This window comes from Levilinea saccharolytica (assembly GCF_001306035.1).
Taxonomy (GTDB): Bacteria; Chloroflexota; Anaerolineae; order Anaerolineales; family Anaerolineaceae; genus Levilinea; species Levilinea saccharolytica.
The window spans coordinates 27,237-46,523 of the sequence record NZ_LGCM01000065.1; the positions used below are offsets into that span (position 1 = coordinate 27,237).

Here is a 19,287-nt window from a genome sequence, read left to right on the forward strand (position 1 = left end):
TTTAACCTCAAGAACCTGGCGCGCTACCCGCTGCTGGCTTTGATCCGCGCATACCAGGCGGTGATTTCCCCCGCCTTGCCCCCGGATACCTGCCGCTTTTACCCGTCCTGTTCCCATTACGGCTATCAGGCCATTTACAAACATGGGGCCGTTCGCGGTTCAATCCTGGCGATTTGGCGCTTGCTGCGCTGCAACCCTTTTAACCCGGGCGGCTTTGACCCTGTGCCTTAAGCTGGGCGGGCGCAGATATTCGATTTTGGAGACCAACGGTTGTTGTCCATGAAATCCAAAAGAATCCTTTCCATTACCTTTGTACTTATGGCTGCTTCTCTGCTGCTCAGCGCCTGCAGCGGGGGCCTGGCGGCCAGCTCCTGGCCGGGTGTGACGGTTGCGGGCGATGTGGCTTATGTGGCCTACGGCTCTGAGATTGGGGCCGTGAACCTGAGCACCGGCAATTTAACCTGGCGGTACCCCGAAAAAGTGGACGCGCGCACCACCTATTACGCCGCACCGCAGTTGGACGGCACGCAGCTTCTGGTGGGCGATTACGCCAACAAACTGCACAGCCTGGACGCCAACACCGGCACCGCGCAGTGGGCCTTTGAAGGCGCAGCCGGGCGTTATATTGCGCCGGTGAAAATCCTTCCGGATGCCATCCTGGCTGCCAATGCTGACCATCACCTGTATGTGTTGGACCGCCAGGGCCAACTGCGCTGGAAATTCGAAACTCAGCAGGGCGTGTGGGCACAGCCGGTGACGGATGAGAATTTTATCTATCTGGCGGGCATGGACCGTCAGCTCTACGCGCTGCCTATGGCGGGCGGTGAGCCGCGCTGGACGAAAGACCTGGGCGGCTCGGTGGTGTACGGGCTGGCGTTGGACGCGGATGGGGTGCTGTACGTGTCCACCATGGCCAAAGAGGTCATCGCCCTGCGCGCTGAAAACGGGCAGGAACTGTGGCGCTTTGCTGCGCAGGGCGTCATTTGGGCGCGCCCCGTGGTGAAGGACGGCAAAGTCTTTGTGGGCGACCTGACCGGCAAATTCTACGGCATTGACGCCAAGAACGGCCAGGCGGTGTGGTCGGTGGATACCGGTGCGCCGGTGATCGCCGCGGCCGGACAGACCCCCGAAAACCTGGTGGTGGTCAACGAAAAAGGCGATGTGATCTTCTTGACCCTGGACGGCTCGATTGTGTGGACGCGCACAGTTAATGGTAAACTGTATAGCAGCCCCGCGGTCGGTGAGAAACATATCGTCGTTGCCGCTCTGGAAGGCGAAAACCTCCTGGTGGCGTTCGATTTCCAGGGGAATCAAACCTGGCAATTCCAGTTCCCCAAAAAATAAGGTAGGTTGAACCATGTGGGATGCGTTTGTTGGAATTTTCATTAACGTCCTGCTCTACATTTATCAGTTGGTGGGCAATTTCGGGGTGGCGATCATCCTCTTCACCATTCTGATCCGCCTGCTGACCCATCCGCTGACGGTGAGCCAGCTGAAGGGCACGCAGAAGATGCAGGACTTGCAGAAGGATAAACGCTGGATTGAAATCCAGACCAAATATAAGGGTGACAAGGAAAAGCTTTCGCAGGAGCAGATGAAGCTGTATCAAGAGTTGGGGATTAACCCTCTGTCGTCCTGCCTGCCGACCCTCATTCAATTCCCCATCATCATCGGCCTGTACCAGGCGGTGATTCAGGCGCTGGCCTCCACGCCGGTGGAACTGCTCAAGCTGACCGGGCACGTGTACCCCTGGCTGCTCAAGGTGGAATCCCTGATCCCGCTGAACAGCCGATTCTTGTGGATGGATTTGGGCTCGCCGGAACGGCTGAACCTGCCGTTTTTGTCCTTCGGCATCCCCGTTCTGGCCATTGTGGTCACGGCGTCCACCTACATTCAGTCTAAGCTGATGACGCCCCCCTCCAGCAGCCCCGGCGACCAGACGGCGATGATGTCGAACATGATGAACCTGTACATGCCGTTCTTGATGGGCTACCTGGCGCTGACGCTGGCTTCGGGTCTGTCGCTGTATTTCCTGGTGTCCAACATCATCGGTATCGCCCAATATGCCATCCTGGGTAAGGTCAACTGGCGTAATTTGCTGCCAACCCGCAAGCCTGCGGCGGACACCCCGGCTGCCAAAGGGAAAAAATAGACGGCTTGCTTTCAATCGAGGCGGACATGAGTGAAGAAAAGACAACGCTAGAAGTGATTGCCCCTACAGTTGATGAGGCCATCGCCAACGGTCTGGGCCAGTTGGGCCTGCCGCGCGAGATGGTGGATGTGGAAGTGTTGGATGCGGGCAGCCGCGGCCTGTTTGGGCTGGGCGGCCGCCAGGCGCGCGTGCGCCTGAGCATTCGCTGGGCGGAGGAAGGCCAAAGCAAAAGCAGCCCGGCCGCCCCCCCGGTGGAAAGCCCCGCGCCGAAAAATGAAGAAGCCCCCGCGGTGACCACTGCGCCCGTGCCTGCGCCTGCGCGCACCGAACCGGCGGGCGATGAAGAGACCCTGCGCATTGCCGTCCAGGTGGTTTCCGACCTGCTGGAGCGCATGAAGGTGCGCGCGCGGGTGACGGCGGATTATGTGCAGCCGGAAGAGGGCGGCGACCAGCCGACCGTGATGGTGGAGATTCAGGGCAACGATTTGAGCATCCTGATTGGCCGCCGCTCGGAGACCCTCAACGCCTTGCAGTACATCGCCAATTTGATCGTGGGCCGCGAGGCCGGACGCTGGGTGCCTTTGATGATTGATGTGCAAGGCTACCGCCAGCGCCGCGAGCGCCAGCTGCGCCAACTGGCCCGCCGCATGGCCGAACAGGCTTTGCATACCGGCCGCCGTCAGGTGCTGGAACCCATGCCCGCCAATGAACGGCGCGTCATTCACCTGGAGCTGCGCGAGCACGACGCTGTGAGCACCGAGAGCGTGGGCGAAGAGCCGAACCGCAAGGTGACCATCGTCCCGAAGAAATAAGGTTAACGCCGGACAACCCTTTTGCGGGTTGCAGCGGGACAAACGAATGCAGCGCTGCCCCAGCCTTCCGGCTGCGGCAGCGCTGTGTTGATGATTTCGGTATAATGAGATCAGGGTTGATTTTCCCCAGCGCGGATGAGCCGCGCGGGGCCAGAAAGGGAGCCAATATGCGTGCAGTGGATATCATCATCAAAAAACGCGATCACGGAGAATTGAGCACAGCGGAAATTCGCTATTTTGTGGAAGGCTTCACGCGCGGCGATATTCCCGATTACCAGGCATCGGCCTGGGCGATGGCAGTGCTGCTGAACGGCATGAGCGACCGCGAGGTGACCGACCTGACCCTGGCGATGGCCGATTCGGGTGAGGTGCTGGATCTCAGCCAGGTGGTGCCGATCGCGGTGGACAAACATTCCACCGGCGGGGTGGGGGATAAAGTCACCATGACGGTGGCACCCCTGGTGGCGGCCTGCGGGCTGGCGGTGGGCAAGATGTCGGGACGCGGCCTGGGGTTCAGCGGCGGGACGCTGGACAAGCTGGAATCGATTCCTGGCTACCGTGTGAACCTTTCGCGCGAGGAGTTTATGGCGCAGTTGGCCCGCATCGGGATTGTGCTCACCGGCCAAAGCGGCGATCTGGCCCCCGCGGACGGCAAGATGTACGCCCTGCGGGATGTGACCGGCACAGTGCCCTCCATCCCCCTGATCGCCTCCTCGGTGATGAGCAAAAAAATCGCCGCAGGCGCGCAGGCGATTGTGCTGGATGTGAAGACCGGTAAGGGCGCCTTCATGGAAACCCTGGAGGACGCCCGCCATCTGGCCCGCCTGATGGCCGCCATCGGCCGCCTGAGCGGGCGCAAGGTGGTGGCGCTGATTTCAGACATGAACCAGCCCCTGGGCGATGCGGTGGGCAACGCTTTGGAATTGCAGGAAGCCATCGCGGGGCTGCACGACCAGGGCCCTGCGGATTTCCGCGAACACTGCCTGGTGGTGGCCAGCCATATGCTGGTGCTGGGCGAAACCGCCCCCGATCTGGACAGCGCCCGCCGCATGGCCGAGGACGCTTTGGTTTCGGGCCGCGGCTGGGAAAAATTCCGCCAGTTGGTGGAAGCCCAGGGCGGCGATGTTTCGTACATTGATCACCCTGAAAAGCTGCCCGCGGCGGCCCTGCGCCAACCCCTGCGCGCCGAGCGCGGCGGCTGGCTGGCAGCCCTGAACGCGCGTGAGGTGGGCGAGACGGCGGTGGATTTGGGCGCGGGGCGGGCCAAGAAAACGGATGTGATTGACTACGGTGTGGGCATGGTGCTGCACGCCAAGGTGGGCGACCGCGTGGAAGCCGGGCAGGAGCTGGTGACGGTGCACGCCAACAGCCCCGAACGGCTGCAAGCCGCCCTGCAGCGCCTGGCGGGGGCCTTCACCCTCAGCGATGCGCCCTGCGAACCGCTGCCGCTGTTTTATGATGTGATTTCGTAAGGCGGGAAAAAACGAATCAGGCTTCGCGGACGGACACGCGCGTGCCCCACTGCGAAGCCTGCATTTGCTCCGGCGGCGCCCAGGGGATCGTCCAGCGGTAGATCCACAGGGCGTCGGCGTTGCGCAGGTTGATGCAGCCGTGGCTCATGCGCACGCCGAAGTTGTCGTGCCAATAGCAGCCGTGCAGGCTGAGGCCGGTTTCGTGAAAGAAGGACACCCAGGGGACCCCCAGCAGCGCCCCGGAGAGGAGTTCATCGCTGAGCTTCTTATCCCCCATCGGGCGCGTGGGGGTCTTCACGGTGATATGGAAGTCGCCGATGAGGGTATCGGTGGGGATTTCGCCGGGGGGCGGCGGCTCTTTTTGGGGCATACCGGAAGAAATGTCGGTCTCAAAGACGATTTGCCCCTCCTGGTAGGCGGTCAGGGTCTGCTGGCCGATGGAAATGAGGATGTATTTATCCTTTGAATCCACCTGGGGGGCGATGGGGGTCAGTTCGTGGGCGGGCACAGGGCGCAGATGCGCCGCGGGGGCCCAATAGACGCGCTCGTAAATGTCTTTCAACTGATACCAGGGGCTGCCGTCGGGGCCTTCTTCCACGGCCACCGCCCAATGGGTGCTGCCGTAATACAGGCGGTTGATGGGGAACCATTCGCCGCCGCGGGTGCGCTGGTAGGCGCGGGTGTAGGGCGTGCTGGTTTCCATCAGTTGGCCGTTGGCGGGGATGGAGGTGAGGCAGGGCTGCAGGAGGGTCTGCACGCGCTGGGTGCGGGCGGAATGGACGTAGCCGCCCCACACGCGGTACCACCGGCGGTTGCGGCCGCTTTCCGTCTGAACGGTGTGATAGACGTGCAGCAGTTCGTCGCGGCGGCGGGTAGCCACGGCGCGGCCCTGGTAAGAGGGCTGGTCGTACACGGTGACCCAATCCCCGGCCACGCGGATCAGGTCTTGACCCTCCAGTTCCTCCAGCCAGCGGCTGGCGGGCAGCAAAGCCAGCCCAGCCAGGGCCGTCAGGCCGCGCTGGATGAAGGCTCGGCGGGTGATCTTTTCGGACATGCGCTAATGGTAGAAGAGGTAGTTGTGATCGTCCAGCGAGAAGACGCGGTAGCCGGCAGCGCGGATCTTTTCCACGGCGCGGCGCGTGTCTTCAATGCTGTAATGCGGCACGGCGTGATGGTGAAACTCGATGAAAATTTGGTCAAAGGGGGCCAGATCGCGCACGTCTAATTGGGCGATGACCTCAAATTCGGCCCCTTCCAGGTCCAGCTTCAGATACTCCACCCGCTCCGCGCCCACGCGCCCGGCCAGGGCCGAGATGGGCAGGGTTTCCACATCATACTGCAGGGTGGAATCGCGGCGCACGTTGGTGTGGTCGGTGTGAATGGAGCCGCTTTCGAAATGCTCGCTTTCGTAGAAAGTGATCGTTCCGGCGGCGGCGGTGACGGCCAGGGGCAGGTGGGTGAAGCGTCCGTTGGTCTGCTGTTCCAGGGTGTGCAGGGGGGCGCGGTGCTTGAGGGTGGGGTCAATGCCGAAGGCGCGCACCCCAAAGACGTTGATCAGGTGGCGGGAAAATTCGGCTTCAAAGCCGCAGCCCGCGTCAATGATCACGCTTTGCTCTGAAAAGCGCGGGAAGTAGATGTAATTGGGGGGTGAGAAGCGCAGCCCCAGGCGTTGGGCTTGCAGCTTGCGCCAAAAGATCTTCCAGGTGCGGCGCAGACGGCGCAGGGCGCGGGTGAAAAAAGACTTCATTTTCCCTCCAGGGGCAGACCCGCCAGGGCGCGCTGGGCGCGCGCCAGCCAGGTGTACGGTTCAGAATCGGCGCGGGCCTGACGGCTGAGGGCGGCGATGCGCTGCGGGTCTTCGATCAGCGCGCCCAGAGCTGCCGCCCATCCGTCCACATCTTCGGGCGGGCAGAACACGGCGTTGTGCGGATTGAGGACTTCGTGCAGCACGGGCAGGTCGCTGGTGAGGATGGCGCGTCCGGCGGCGAGGTAATCAAACATTTTCATGGGGGAGCAGATGCTGGCGGAATCGCCGCCGCTGCTGCCCGCGATCTTGCGTTCATAGGGCATGAGGAGGATATCCGCGGCGGCCTGGTAGAGGGGCAAAGCGCGCTGGGGGACGAAGCCGGTGAGGGTCACGTGGCTCAGTTGGGCGGCGCTGAGGCGCTCGCGCCAGGCGTCCACATCCCGCGGGTTGCCGCCCACCCACAAGAAGTTCACCTGCGGAAAGCGCCGCGCCAGCTCGAAGAGCAGGTTCATGCCGCGCCCGGCGTAAAAATGGCCGGTGTAGCCCACGGTGAGGCCCTGGGGCAGCCCCAGTTGGGCGCGGGCGGTGGGGGCATCTGGCAATTGAGCGTATTGGGCGCGGTCGGCGGCGTTGGGGGCAATCTGCACTTCGCTGCCGTGCAGCGGCAGGCCGTAGGCGGCTTCCAGCTCCTGGCGCAGGGCCTGGGTGATGAGCAGCAGGCGTTTGGGCTTGCGGCTGCGCATGAACCCGCGGAAGAGGCGCGGCCCCAGCTTGCCGGTGGGCGGGCCGTGCAGCTCCACCAGGGTGGGCCAGCCCAGCCACAGCCCGGGCAGGGCGGCCTGCAAGGCCCAAGTGTAGAGGGCCTGGGCGCCCCAGGCGCGGGCCTGCAGCAGAGCGCGCAGGGTGAAATCATAGCGGCGGAAGACCAGCGGGGCGGGAACCCAGCGCACATCGAAGCGCGTTTCCAGCCCGTAGCGCTCCGCCAGGGCTTCCCAGGGGGCGGCGGTGCGTCCAGGAACCCACAGGCACACCTCATGCCCGGCCTGGGCCAGCGCCTGGCAGGCTTTCATCACCTGGATGCTGTTGGCGGTGCTGGAGGGGACAAGGGAGGTGGCGATTGCGGCAATTTTCAAAATAGCGGCTCCACGGGCGGTCTTGGGCTGATTGTACCATACCTGTTCGGGGCTGGGCTGGAGAGGAAAGCCTGGCCAACTGGGTGATTGACCCCTCTGGCAAAATATGGTAGTATCGAGGCAGTTTCGTGTAAAAAAAGCGATGATGGAAACGAGTAAGCCCACAGCAGGCTGACAGCGAACCCGGGAAAGGTGTGAGCCGGGGCGGCGCGCGGGGCTGAAAATCCTTCCGGAGCTGCGACCTGAACCCCCCTTGGCCGGGTCAGTAGGGAAGCCGGGTTCGCCCCCCGTTAGCCGCGGCGCTGGTGTTCACCGCCTTTGGGCGCGCGCACCGGGCAAAGGTGCTGGCAGCTTGCCTGCCAGAATCAGGGTGGTACCGCGGATTGTCTTCCGTCCCTGTGTGGGATGGAAGTTTTTATTTTAACCCTGAGGGTTTGGAGGTTGTTTTGGCAGGTTTGCGCTCCATACGTCATTGGACCCCGCATTACATCTTCAGCCGCCTGGCCGAGAAGCGCGATCAGCGCGCCCACCCCGACCACCCCTGGCTGACGGCGGAGGCTGTGCGCTTTTTGGAAGGCTATTTGCGCCCCAGCGATACCGGCCTGGAGTTTGGGTCGGGCCGCTCCACCCTGTGGTTTGCCCGCCATCTGGGGCACCTGACCAGCGTGGAGCATGATCTGGCCTGGTCGGAGCGCGTGCGTCAGATGCTGGCCGCGGCCGGGGTGAGCAACGTGGATTACATACACATCCCGCTGGAAGCGCGCAGCGACCCCAGCGCCGCGCCGGATTACGTGCGCGTTGTTGAACGTTTTGCCCCCGCCAGCCTGGATTTTGCGCTGGTGGATGGGCGGCTGCGGGATGAATGCGCCAACGCGGTGCTGCCCAAGATGCGCCCGGGGGGGCTTTTGGTGGTGGATAACGCCGATATTTACCTGCCCAGCCAGGTGCGCACGCCCAACGCGCGCCGTCCCCAGCAGGGGCCGGAAAACGCGGGCTGGGGCCAATTTTTGGAGGCGGTCTCCGGCTGGCGGCGGGTGTGGACCTGCAACGGCGTGTTTGCCACGGCTTTGTTCTTTGTGCCTTGCTAAGCTGGATTTTTCGATCTTTTTTGGGATGAGGTGAACGATGTTTAAACCGGTTTCAGCCAAGTTAAATGTGACTCAGATGGAAGAAGGGGTGCTGAATTTTTGGACCCAGGAGGATATCTTCCACCGTTCCATGCGCGAACGCCAGGGCGGGCCTGAATACGTGTTCTTTGAGGGGCCGCCGACCGCCAACGGTAAGCCGGGCGTGCACCATGTGCTGGCGCGGGCCTTTAAGGACATCTTCCCACGCTACAAGACCATGCGCGGCTATCACGTGTCGCGGCGCGGGGGCTGGGATACCCACGGCCTGCCGGTGGAAATTGAGGTGGAGAAGAAGCTGGGCTTCACCAACAAACAGCAGATCGAAAATTACGGCATCGCCCAGTTTAACCAGCTGTGCCGCGAGTCGGCTTTCACCTACATTCAGGAATGGGAACGCCTGACCGACCGCATCGGCTATTGGGTAGACCTGGAGACCGCCTACGTCACCTACAAGAACGAATACATCGAGTCGACCTGGTGGATTCTCAAGAATTTCTGGGATAAGGGCCTGCTGTATCAGGGCTTTAAGGTGGTTCCTTACTGCCCGCGCTGCGGCACGCCGCTCTCAGATCACGAGGTGGCCCTGGGCTACCGCGAAACCAGCGACCCGTCCATCTTTGTGCGCATGCCGCTGGTGGATCAGCCGGGCACCTCCCTGCTGGTGTGGACCACCACCCCCTGGACTCTGCCGGCCAATGTGGCTGTGGCGGCGGGGGCGGATGTGGAATATGTGGTGGTGGAGCGCGCCCTGGCCGAAGGCGGTACGGAGCGCCTGATCCTGGCGGAGGCGCTGGTGGCCAAGGTGTTTGGCGAAGAGCCGGTGACGGTGGTGGAGCGCATGAAGGGCAAGCAGCTCAAGGGCAAGCGCTACCAGCCGCTGTTCACCTTTATGCCCACCGAAAAGCCGGCGCACTTTGTGATCAACGGCGATTTCGTCACCACCGAAGACGGTTCGGGCCTGGTGCATATTGCCCCGGCCTTTGGCGCGGACGATATGCAGGTGGCGATGGACGCCGATCTGCCCATCCTGATGACGGTGGCCGGGGACGGCACCTTCCTGAGCGAGGTGCGCCCCTGGGCGGGCAAGTTCGTTAAGGACGCCGATCCCTTCATCACCCAGGACCTGGAAGCCCGCGGGCTGCTGTTCCGCGTGGAGACCTACACCCACACCTACCCCTTCTGCTGGCGCTGCACCACGCCGCTGCTGTATTACGCTTTGCCCACCTGGTACATCCGCACCAGCCAGTTTAAAGACCGCCTGGTGGAACTGAACGAGCGCATCAACTGGTATCCGGGACACATCAAGAACGGGCGCTTTGGCAACTGGCTGGCCAACAATGTGGACTGGGCCTTGGGCCGCAACCGCTATTGGGGCACGCCCCTGCCGGTGTGGGAATGTGAATCCTGCCACACGCAGACCTGCGTGGGCTCGCTGAAGGAGCTTTCGGAGCTGGCCCACAAGGACCTTTCGGGGCTGGATCTGCACCGCCCGCATGTGGACGACGTGCGCCTGCACTGCCCGGACTGCGGCGGCTCGATGCAGCGCGTGCCGGAATTGATTGACGTGTGGTTCGATTCGGGCTCCATGCCGGTCTCGCAGTGGCATTACCCCTACGAGCATCAGGAAGAATTCAAAAAATATTTCCCCGCCGATTTCATCTGCGAGGCGGTGGATCAAACCCGCGGCTGGTTCTATTCGCTGCACGCCATCAGCACTTTGCTGTTCGATCAGGAGTGCTATAAGAACGTCATCTGCCTGGGGCTGATCCTGGACAAGGACGGCTACAAGATGTCTAAATCCCGCGGCAATATCGTCAGCCCGTGGGAGGTGCTGGAAGATAACGGGGCGGACGCCATGCGCTGGTATCTGTACACGGCCAGCCCGCCCGGACAGGAGCGCCGCTTCAGCAAGGACCTGGTGGCCGAGGTGGTGCGCAACTTCACCCTGACGCTGTGGAACACCTATTCCTTCTTCGTCACCTACGCCAATCTGGACGGGTGGAAGCCGGGTGAGGGCGCTGCGCCGGTGTACAGCCCGCTGGACCGCTGGCTGCGGTCGGCCCTGCACACCCTGGTGCGGGATGTGACCCAGGCCCTGGAGACCTACGACGTGCTGGGCGCCACCCGGCCGATTGAGACCTTTGTGGATCAGCTTTCCAACTGGTATCTGCGCCGTTCGCGCCGCCGCTTCTGGAAGAGCGGCGCCGATGCCGATAAGCAGGCGGCCTACGCCACCCTGTACGAGGCGCTGACCACCCTCAGTAAGCTGCTGGCCCCCACCATGCCCTTCATCGCCGAAGAGCTGCACCAGAATCTGGTGCGGTCGGTGGATGAGAACGCGGCCCTTTCGGTGCACCTGGCGCAGTGGCCGGTGTTTGACGCGGAGGTGATGGATGAGAAACTCAACCGCGATATGTCCTTGGTGATGCGCCTGGCCTCGCTGGGCCACGCCGCCCGCAACAAAGCCAACCGCAAAGTGCGCCAGCCCCTGGCCGAGGCGGCTTTCTCGGTGGGGTCGGCGGAGGAACGCGGGGTGCTGGCCGGGTACGCGGATCTGCTGGCGGATGAACTGAACGTGAAGCAGGTGCGCGCCCTGGATGCGGCCGGTGAGGCGGTGGACTACGCCTTGAACCCGCTGCCCAAGCAATTGGGACAGAAGTACGGCAGCCGCTTCCCCGCCATCCGCAAGGCTGTGCTGGCTTTGCCCGCCGAGGCAGCGGCCAAGACCCTGCTGGCGGGGCAGCCCGTGGCGGTTGCGGTGGAGGGGGAGACGCTGGAAATTTTGCCGGAGGAAGTGGAAGTGCGCGCCAACGCCCGCAGCGGTTTTGCGGTGGCCTCCGAAGGGGCATACCTGGCGGCCCTGGTGACCGAGCTGACGCCGGAACTGGTGCAGGAAGGCCTGGCGCGCGAAGTGGTGCGCCGCCTGCAGGATCTGCGCAAGTCGGCCGAGCTGGATATCGCCGACCGCATCCGCGTGGTGTTCCAGGCCTCGGCGGGGCTGGAGGCGGCCGTCGCCGCCTTCCGGCCGTACATCATGGGCGAAACCCTGGCGGTGGAGATGAGCGCGGGGACGCTGGACGAAGGGCTGCCGCTGGTGGAAGACAGCTTTGACGGCGAGACCTTCCGCGCCACCCTGCAAAAAGCGGCTTGAGGCCGGGGAAACGACCGGATTTCAGAAAGAGGAGATTGTATGTGCGCGATTTCGGTTCAGGATTTTGTCCGTTCGAAGGCGCAGAACAACGCGGCCAACGCCTTGTTTGAGTGTGAAAACCCTTACCTGCTGGAAGTGAATTTGAACGGGCGGGTGTGGGCCAAGGTGGGCGCGATGGTGGCCTATACCGGGCGGGTCAAGTTCACCCGCGAGGGGATGCTGGAGCAGGGCCTGGAAAAAATGCTCAAGAAAATGGTCACCGGTGAGGGCACGGCGCTGATGAAGGCCGAGGGCCAGGGGCGCGTGTACCTGGCGGATAAGGGCAAGAAGGTGCAGGTGCTGCAGCTCAACAACGATGCGATCACGGTCAACGGCAACGATCTGCTGGCCTTTCAGGACGGCGTGCAGTGGGACATCACCATGATGCGCCGCGTGGCGGGCATGCTGGCGGGCGGGCTGTTTAATGTGCGCCTGTCGGGGACGGGCATGGTGGCGATCACCTCGCATTTTGACCCGCTGGCGCTGGAAGTGCTGCCGGGGCAGCCGGTGTTCACCGATCCCAACGCCACGGTGGCCTGGTCGGGCAATTTGAACCCGGACCTTCACACAGATCTGTCTTTCAAGACCTTTTTGGGGCGGGGCAGCGGGGAATCGATCCAGCTCAAGTTTGAGGGGCAGGGCTGGGTGATGCTGCAGCCGTACGAAGAGACGGTGATGCAAGCGAACTCTTCGGCGGGCGCCTAGCGGCGCGGTTTGAGCGTAAGATGCACGGGGCCTGCGCGAAGGGGACGCAGGCTCCGTGGGTTTTAAGGGGGGAGGGCAGAGTTTACACTTGTCCGGTGGACGCGGTGTTGGCTTGCTTTTTACTTGAAAGGTGCTCTGCCACAAAATACTTTTTAGTTTTTTGGGTAGAAAAACCGCAATTATTGAATTAATTTACTCAAATCGAATAGGCGTGGCTTAAAGCTGGAAACCTTTACAATGTTTCTCTTAAAGGAATAAACCGTATTGTCAATTTTGGTTCTTTGACTACTTCAATATCTGAAAAAGTTGCGATAAGGGGAATAACATATGAAGTAATTGCTTTTGAAAGGCAACTAGATTTCACAAAAGCATCTATGTCCGCTTGAGTCAATGGGCGATTACAGGAGACAATGAAAGTATAGACGCGCAAAATGTCGGAAATATAAACTTTGGCTTGCTTGCGCGTGCTGATATTTAGCACTATTTGCCAATCACCTTCTTTTGTACTGACGCTGTCAATGCAAAATTCTTTGCCTTGTGCGGGGGTCGTCATAGGTGTGTTTATCAAGAGCGCAAAATGTCCGCGAATCATACTGAATATTTCCATCTGGTTTGTCCTTTCGGTGAGAAAAATTACTTAATATGCTTTATGTCAGTATATTGAAAATTGAACATTCCTTATCCTGCAAGGAGCAAGCCAACGGCTGACGTTAGCGGCGGCGGGGCGAGCGTGGATTCTGCTTGGGAGCAGGATTCTTTTTGAGCGTGGAAACTGCCTGAAGTGGCGCAGAATCCCCGCCGTCCGCTGCACGCTTTGTTGGACGCATTTTACTGTAAGTTACTTTCTTGTACGAACACAACTATCAAGTTTTCGATGTAGGTAAGATGCAAAGGTTAACATATCTATTGCATCTTGCTCATTTATATTCCACTTGATTTTAGGCGTGTGCGCCAATGTGTTTCTAAAAGTACCGAATATGCCTTTTAGTAAATTCATAAAACCAGTATGTTCGCTTCTCTCTGTTTCAGTTTGCAATGGGCTAAAAGCCAGTAATGGTAATTCTCCACCAAATGCGTCATCTACCAATCTTGCACCATCATTTGACAATCCCGATTTTTCACGAATTTTATCTGCGATGCTTTTGGTTGCTTCAAATACTGCATGAAAATAATTGTCTTGGAGTAATTCGGCTCGACAAAATACCAAAATGTCGCTGTGAGTATTTCTAGCAAGCAACTGTTTATATAATTTGCCTGCTCGTTCTTGCGCTTCCGACAATGTTTGAGCGGTAGTTATTTCTCGAAGTTTTCCATTTTCGCCCAAAACTAAACCTGCAAATGCTAAAGCCTTATTTAGTTCAAAACGTCGATTTTCAAAAACGTGAGGTTTTTGTATGTAGCGGACAGGATTCATTGACTTATGAATGAAGGCAACAACATTATTTGCACATCTATCTTGCTTTTGCTTCTGATTCAAGGCTTCAAAAAGTCTTTCTCTTTTCGTGAATCCAGGCAATGGGTCCTCAATATTACTTTCTTGTAAAAGTTGCCCAATTTCACCTCCTGTTAATCCTTCGGCAGTATCAGCCAAAACATTACAGATAGCGTGAAGAACTGTTTCGTCAAAGGATGGAATAGATGCCATTTTTATTTTGTCTTTTTAGCGCCAGCGCCCAACTAATAATTAACCGGACTCCTGATATGCGGCATTTTTACCAGTTAGCCCGCAAAAGAAGGCTGTGATCCTGCGGTTATGCCTGGTTATCTCAAGCCATCAGGATGCTGCTGACTTAAAAATATACCCCCCGCTTAGGAAAGTCAAGCACCCAGTACCGGTTGATTTCCCCTCTAGCCCAAAGCACTTCTCGGCGTGCAGATTGCTTCGTCCTCAAAGTACGAGGGCACGCCGCTGCGCGGCTCGCAATGACATGCGCGGGCGAGGGCCGTCCGCTGTGTTGGATGAAGCGGGGAGCCCATGTACGGGCACGGGCGCGGTTTGCCCGTGCCCCCGTGCTGAGGCGGCGTGCCCTCCAAGTGCGAGGGTACACCCTCAAAGTACGAGGGTACACCCCCGTGCTGAGGGGGCGTGCCCTCCAAGCCCGAGGGTACACCCTCCAAGTGCGAGGGCGTGCCCCTACCTTACGATGATATGGGCGGCGCAGGATTGTCCGGTGCGTTTAACGAACCCAAACACACCCAATTTGGCTGACGCATGTTCATGATGTATGTTCTGTTCTGTCAGAATAAGGGCTGGTCTATCTGTAGATTTCAAAGAATTTGGTTTCTTCCACCTTTGTGAAATGCTCACGGACATACGCCACCACCGTATACGAATCACTCAGTGGCACAAATCCATCTGCTAAGGCATTGGCTTCATACTTTTGAACAATGATGACATTGGTATCCCGAATGTCCTCCATCTTTTGGGTTACACGATTGACCAGTTCTTGTGTGTTTAATTCTGTGCCTTGCGGCCAATCAATCGGAAGGGGATTAACCATTTCGGATTTCACCCAATAGCCAGGGCAATCTGGAATAATTGCATAGGTTTTCCCGAGGCTATTTGCAATGGCGGCTGAATTTTTCAGATCCACCAGGAATTCATACGTGTTTTGATTCGTCCTGATCCATTTACCACCATCAAGCGTTCCGTCCAATGCGCTTGCTAAGTTTGGAGCGGCCTGCTCTCGGTAGATGTTATTCATTCTTACCCACCAAAACGACTGTAGGAATACTACTGTGAGAATGACCAGCGCCCCGATGTAAACTTTCTTGCTGACTATTCGGAGAATCTCGATGTAGGTATACATAAGTAACCAGGCCAACAACGGACCTGAAAAAAGGGCGGGAAAATTGTAGCCAATGGATAAAGAAGCATTCCACGCAGTGATTAACACTAGCAATCCAATACGAAATTTGTCAGGACGTTGTCTTGTGATCTCTCTTAACGGGTATCCAACAATGCCCAATACCAGCCCGAAAAGGCCAAAAGACCAGGAAAGAAAGCCTTTTCCAATGACAAAGGTCATTGTGATCCCCAATAGCGGAAGCAGTGACAGCAATAACAAACCAAGCCATTTTTTGGTATCTTTGCTGAACAGTACGATCGATGAGGTGTTTGCTGCAATGAGATACGCTGCGAAGTAACCCGCAAGTACCCCCAGCAGCAGCTCACGATTGAGGTAAGCTATTAATCCAACGGAGAGGAACCCTTTCTGAGAGGTTAATTGTGCAATGGCATCTGGAAGTGCATTTGTAAAAAGCAGGAAAAAAACATATAGAAGCCCTGGGAATAGAATAGCTAGCCAGTACTTGATGCTCCGCCAGTCTCTTAACACCAGCAAGGTCAGGGGAGCCCCAAAAATAAAGCTCTGCTTACACAAGTAAGCTGTACTGATGAGGAAGTATCCGATGAGCTTATGGGTGGGCTTGTCCGTGTCACAGAGAAGAAGCCCGATGGACAACAGAAATAGACCATCGATTGTATGCCAGGCCATAATTGGGAACGTGTGGGCCGAAGCAGCAAAAGCAATGAGTGCTATACAAATCTTTTCTACAAGCCCAAGCGTTTGCTTGAGTCCTTTTTCGATCAGTGAAACCCAAATCCAAACGATGCAAGCCAGCTGAAACCATACAAAGAATCTGGAGATCCAATAAGTGAAATCTCCACCCCAAAGAACAAACGGCACGTGCAGAAGCGGCGATAAAAACGGACGAATGATAATAAAATCACGATGTGGGACCTGACCTTCTAGAATGCGTCTCGAGTACGCCAGGTTGAAGCCGTCATCGGTCGGATTAAAACCAAGCGATGAAAATGTCCAATGAGCAATCACAGGGACGAGGACTAAAAAAGCAATGGTGACCAGAACACTCTTAGAAAGTCGTTGGAATGGGTTCATTAGGATTTCGTTCCAATTTGAACGAAGTTCTCTGAGAAAACGTTAGAGGTGAATTGGAAGATCAGGCACAACAAACGATTACTCTTGTGAGCGAGTCTGGGTGAATTGTACAGCCAAGAAGCCAATCGTGGCAAGCGGGACGGTCAACCCTGTGTCAGTGCCCTCGCAGTTCGAGGGCGTGACCCTACCAGGCGTATCCACCGTTCAAAGGCATGGATTTTTCACCGCTAAGGGACGAAGGACGCGAGACGAAGGTGAACGAACCCTACCCATCTTTGCGTCCTTGGCGCCTCCGCGGTTTAATGCCCCACAGCTCTGCACCCTTGGCGCGCAGATTGCTTCTCCCTTACTGCTCCGCGGCCGGCTTTTTACGGGTGCGTTCGTAGTGACGGCGGGCCTTTTCGCGGTTGCCGCAGATCTTCATATTGCACCAGCGGCGCTTGCCGTTGCGGCTGGTATCCAGGAACAGCCAGTAGCAGCCGTCACATTCGCGGATGCGCCCCGCCTGGTCTGAGGTCAGCAATTCCGCGGCAGCCAGGGCCAGCGGATAGCGCATCCAGTCCAGCGAAGCGGCGGGCAGATCCCATTCCCAGCGCGCGCCTTCGGGCTCGGCGGCGGCCAGCCGGCGCTGCCCAAGGGCCTCCTGCAAGTGGCGGTTCAGCACCGCCAGGTGCTCCGCACCCAGGGGCTGTTTGCGCGCCGCGGCGGTGAACAGGCCAAAACAAGCATCGCGCAGGTCATTGATCTGTTCCAGCGCGGCTTGCGCCCGGTCTGGGTGCTCTTCGGCGGCCTTCAGCAGGCTGCTGGCCTGCTCGTCATTCAGCACGTCCAGGTGGCGCAGCCAGTGCACCACGTAGGGATACTCGGTGAAGAGGTCATGGGGCGCTGCCGCCCGGGTGATCTTGCTGTTGGCAAAATCGAGGATCATCAGCTCGCGGGGGATGAAGTCGTAGATATCGGCCATGGTGACTCTAATTATAACCTATATTCAACCCTTGACAAGTTAGAAAATGCGGCGTATGATACTAACTAGTAAAACAAAAATACAGGTTAGAATTCCTCTTTATCCGTAACGCGACAATCAAATAGGCAACTCTGTAACCAAGGCGCAGATCCGCTGCAAACTTGCGGCGCGGATGTTCCTATACGCGGATGTGTTTTCACTCTGCCGTACGAGACCGGTGGAAAGACGGACCGCCGGGCAGACCAGCCCTTGCGCGGCTCGCTAACCAAATTTTTCTGTTCTGTGAAGGAGATTGAAATGAAAGTGATGCAAAAAACCGCCCGTCTGGCCGGGGGTCTGTACCTGATCTATATCCTGGTGACGGTGCTGGCCAATGCCTTGGGCCGCAGCGCCATCATCGTTCCTGGCGACGCGGCACAGACGGCAGCGAATATCCTGGCGCACGAAGCTCAATTCCGCCTGGGGGTGGTGTTGGAGCTGGTTTCTTCTCTGCTCTTCATCCTGACCGCGCTGGCGCTCTACGCGCTGCTGCGGCCGGTGGGCAAGCACCTCAGCCTGTCTTTCCTGGTCTTGAACCTGGTGGGCGGCGCGGTGGTGACGGTCAGCGCGGTGTGCCTGTTCGCGGTGTTCCCCTTTGTGCATCAGGCGGCTTATTTGACGGATTTCTCCGCCGGGCAGCTCACCGGCCTGGCCCTGTTCTGGATCAAGCTGCGCGACATGCTCTTCGGCAGCGCGCAGTTGTTTTACGCCGCCTGGACTCTGCCGCTGGGGTACCTCATCTATAAATCCGGCTATCTGCCCCGCGCGCTGGGGGTGCTCTTGATGGCAGACTGCTTCGCGGTGATAGGGTGGTTCCTGCAATCTTTCCTGGTGCCGAATTACACCCTGAGCATGAGCTACGGCTTTTTTGCGGTCAGTTTTTTGGCGGAAGTGGCGCTGACCCTGTGGCTGCTGATCAAGGGCGTGAACGCTGCGGGGTGGGAAAAACGCGCCGCGGCGGCCGCATAGGCGGCGAAAAAAGAAACGGATATGGAGTCAAAAGGAGCAAGAATGAAAGCAGTTGTGTATACCGAATACGGCACGCCCGACGTGCTGCACACGGCGGAGATCGAGAAGCCGGCCGTCAAAGAAAATGAGATCCTGGTGCGCGTGCGCGCCACCAGCGTCAACTTTGGAGACTTGATGGCGCGCAATTTTAAGGCTGTCACACCCAGCCGGTTCAACATGATCGGGATGCTGTGGCTGGCGGCGCGGGTGATGATGGGCTGGAACCGGCCGCGCGCCCAGGTGCTGGGCAGCGAATTTTCGGGGGTGGTGGCGGAAGTGGGCGCGCAGGTGACGAAATTCAAGCCCGGCGACGCGGTCTTTGGCTATGTCGGCAGCACCTTTGGCGCCTATGCCGAATTCCTGTGCCTGCCCGAAAACGGCGCGGTGGCGCTGAAGCCTGACCATTTGAGCTTTGAAGAAGCTGCGGCGATCCCCTACGGGGCGATCATGGCTTACAACCTGCTGAAGCTGGTGGAGATCCAACCGGGCGATCAGGTGCTGATCAACGGCGCCAGCGGGGCAATTGGCTCGGCGGCGGTGCAGCTGGCCAAACTGCGCGGAGCGGTGGTCACCGGCGTATGCAGCACAGGGCGCATGGAAGCCGTGCGGGCGCTGGGCGCGGATCATGTGGTGGATTACACCCGCGAGGATTTTACCCAACGCGGTCAGCGGTACGATCTGATCCTGGATATCCTGCGCAAAGGCTCCCCGGCCAAATTCAGGGGCGCGCTAACGCCGAAGGGTGTGCTGCTGTATGCCAGCTTCAAACAGCGGGAGCTGCTGGAGATGCTGCGCACGCGCCGCAGCAGCGGTCAGCGGGTGATCTGTAAGCTGGTGCCGGAAAATCAGGAGACCCTGAACGCCGTGCGCGACCTGATCGCCGCCGGTAAGCTCAAAGTGGGCCTGGACCGGCGCTTTACCCTGGAGCAGGCCGCCGAAGCGCACCGCTACGCCGAGAGCGGGCAGAAGAAAGGCGCTGTGGTCCTGACCCTTCCCCAGGCTGCCCCTTCGGGGGCAGCCTAGAGCGAGGCGGTGC

The 19,287-nt window shown here is 59.1% G+C and carries 16 protein-coding genes, 1 pseudogene and 1 other annotated feature; of the genes and pseudogenes, 10 read left to right on the top strand and 7 right to left on the bottom strand.

Annotated elements, in window-relative coordinates; translation table 11 throughout:
- Positions 1–15 precede the first annotated feature (15 nt).
- From yidD to ADN01_RS17330, 5 genes and pseudogenes are all read left to right on the top strand, one after another.
- Positions 16–228 (top strand): annotated as a pseudogene (yidD, locus tag ADN01_RS17310) (membrane protein insertion efficiency factor YidD); the annotation flags it as partial.
- A gap of 90 nt (positions 229–318) precedes the next feature.
- Positions 319–1,344, top strand: a complete 1,026-nt coding sequence (locus tag ADN01_RS17315; RefSeq protein ID WP_062417497.1) for an outer membrane protein assembly factor BamB family protein — start codon at positions 319–321, stop codon at positions 1,342–1,344.
- Positions 1,345–1,357: 13 nt separating this feature from the next.
- On the top strand, positions 1,358–2,152 hold the full coding sequence (locus ADN01_RS17320; RefSeq protein ID WP_062417498.1) for a YidC/Oxa1 family membrane protein insertase: 795 nt from the start codon (positions 1,358–1,360) through the stop codon (positions 2,150–2,152).
- A 26-nt stretch (positions 2,153–2,178) separates the two neighbouring features.
- Positions 2,179–2,964 (top strand): RNA-binding cell elongation regulator Jag/EloR, encoded by a 786-nt coding sequence (gene jag / locus ADN01_RS17325; protein ID WP_062417499.1) that lies wholly within the window; start codon positions 2,179–2,181, stop codon positions 2,962–2,964.
- A 167-nt stretch (positions 2,965–3,131) separates the two neighbouring features.
- On the top strand, positions 3,132–4,436 hold the full coding sequence (locus tag ADN01_RS17330) for a thymidine phosphorylase (RefSeq protein WP_062417563.1): 1,305 nt from the start codon (positions 3,132–3,134) through the stop codon (positions 4,434–4,436).
- Between the two features lie 16 nt (positions 4,437–4,452).
- On the opposite strand, the gene ADN01_RS17335 is transcribed toward ADN01_RS17330, so the two are convergent.
- The 3 genes from ADN01_RS17335 to ADN01_RS17345 are packed head-to-tail and all read right to left on the bottom strand — an operon-like array spanning position 4,453 to position 7,316.
- Entirely contained in the window at positions 4,453–5,490 is a 1,038-nt protein-coding gene (locus ADN01_RS17335) for a L,D-transpeptidase (RefSeq protein WP_062417500.1), read from the bottom strand.
- Between the two features lie 3 nt (positions 5,491–5,493).
- Positions 5,494–6,183: an FkbM family methyltransferase gene (locus ADN01_RS17340; RefSeq protein ID WP_062417501.1), complete on the bottom strand. Its 690-nt coding sequence runs from the start codon at positions 6,181–6,183 to the stop codon at positions 5,494–5,496.
- Positions 6,180–7,316 (bottom strand): glycosyltransferase family 4 protein, encoded by a 1,137-nt coding sequence (locus ADN01_RS17345; RefSeq protein WP_062417502.1) that lies wholly within the window; start codon positions 7,314–7,316, stop codon positions 6,180–6,182. The genes ADN01_RS17340 and ADN01_RS17345 overlap by 4 nt, the downstream gene beginning before the upstream one ends.
- Before the next feature lie 133 nt (positions 7,317–7,449).
- Positions 7,450–7,717 (top strand) — a binding site (T-box leader).
- 45 nt (positions 7,718–7,762) lie between these two features.
- On the opposite strand from ADN01_RS17345, the gene ADN01_RS17350 reads away from it, so the two are divergent.
- From ADN01_RS17350 to ADN01_RS17360, 3 genes are read left to right on the top strand one after another with little or no spacing between them, the layout of a single operon-like run.
- Positions 7,763–8,404: an O-methyltransferase gene (locus ADN01_RS17350; protein WP_160318461.1), complete on the top strand. Its 642-nt coding sequence runs from the start codon at positions 7,763–7,765 to the stop codon at positions 8,402–8,404.
- 37 nt (positions 8,405–8,441) lie between these two features.
- A complete protein-coding gene (gene ileS / locus ADN01_RS17355; protein WP_062417504.1) occupies positions 8,442–11,594 on the top strand; it encodes an isoleucine--tRNA ligase in 3,153 nt (1,050 codons plus the stop codon).
- Between the two features lie 39 nt (positions 11,595–11,633).
- The gene (locus ADN01_RS17360; protein WP_062417505.1) at positions 11,634–12,338 is read left to right on the top strand and encodes an AIM24 family protein; all 705 of its coding nucleotides are present in this window, start codon (positions 11,634–11,636) and stop codon (positions 12,336–12,338) included.
- A 232-nt stretch (positions 12,339–12,570) separates the two neighbouring features.
- On the opposite strand, the gene ADN01_RS19460 is transcribed toward ADN01_RS17360, so the two are convergent.
- The 4 genes from ADN01_RS19460 to ADN01_RS17375 form a co-directional block, all read right to left on the bottom strand.
- Positions 12,571–12,945 (bottom strand): hypothetical protein, encoded by a 375-nt coding sequence (locus tag ADN01_RS19460; protein WP_147238997.1) that lies wholly within the window; start codon positions 12,943–12,945, stop codon positions 12,571–12,573.
- Between the two features lie 231 nt (positions 12,946–13,176).
- Positions 13,177–13,983, bottom strand: coding sequence for a TIGR02391 family protein (locus ADN01_RS17365; protein ID WP_075071322.1), 807 nt, complete (start codon positions 13,981–13,983; stop codon positions 13,177–13,179).
- A 610-nt stretch (positions 13,984–14,593) separates the two neighbouring features.
- A complete protein-coding gene (locus tag ADN01_RS17370; RefSeq protein ID WP_062417506.1) occupies positions 14,594–16,240 on the bottom strand; it encodes a hypothetical protein in 1,647 nt (548 codons plus the stop codon).
- Positions 16,241–16,586: 346 nt separating this feature from the next.
- A complete protein-coding gene (locus ADN01_RS17375; protein WP_062417507.1) occupies positions 16,587–17,204 on the bottom strand; it encodes a CGNR zinc finger domain-containing protein in 618 nt (205 codons plus the stop codon).
- Between the two features lie 297 nt (positions 17,205–17,501).
- Between ADN01_RS17375 and ADN01_RS17380 the strand changes: the two genes are divergently transcribed.
- Positions 17,502–18,212: a DUF4386 domain-containing protein gene (locus ADN01_RS17380; protein WP_062417508.1), complete on the top strand. Its 711-nt coding sequence runs from the start codon at positions 17,502–17,504 to the stop codon at positions 18,210–18,212.
- Positions 18,213–18,254: 42 nt separating this feature from the next.
- Positions 18,255–19,274, top strand: a complete 1,020-nt coding sequence (locus ADN01_RS17385; RefSeq protein WP_062417509.1) for an NAD(P)-dependent alcohol dehydrogenase — start codon at positions 18,255–18,257, stop codon at positions 19,272–19,274.
- Positions 19,275–19,287: the final 13 nt, after the last annotated feature.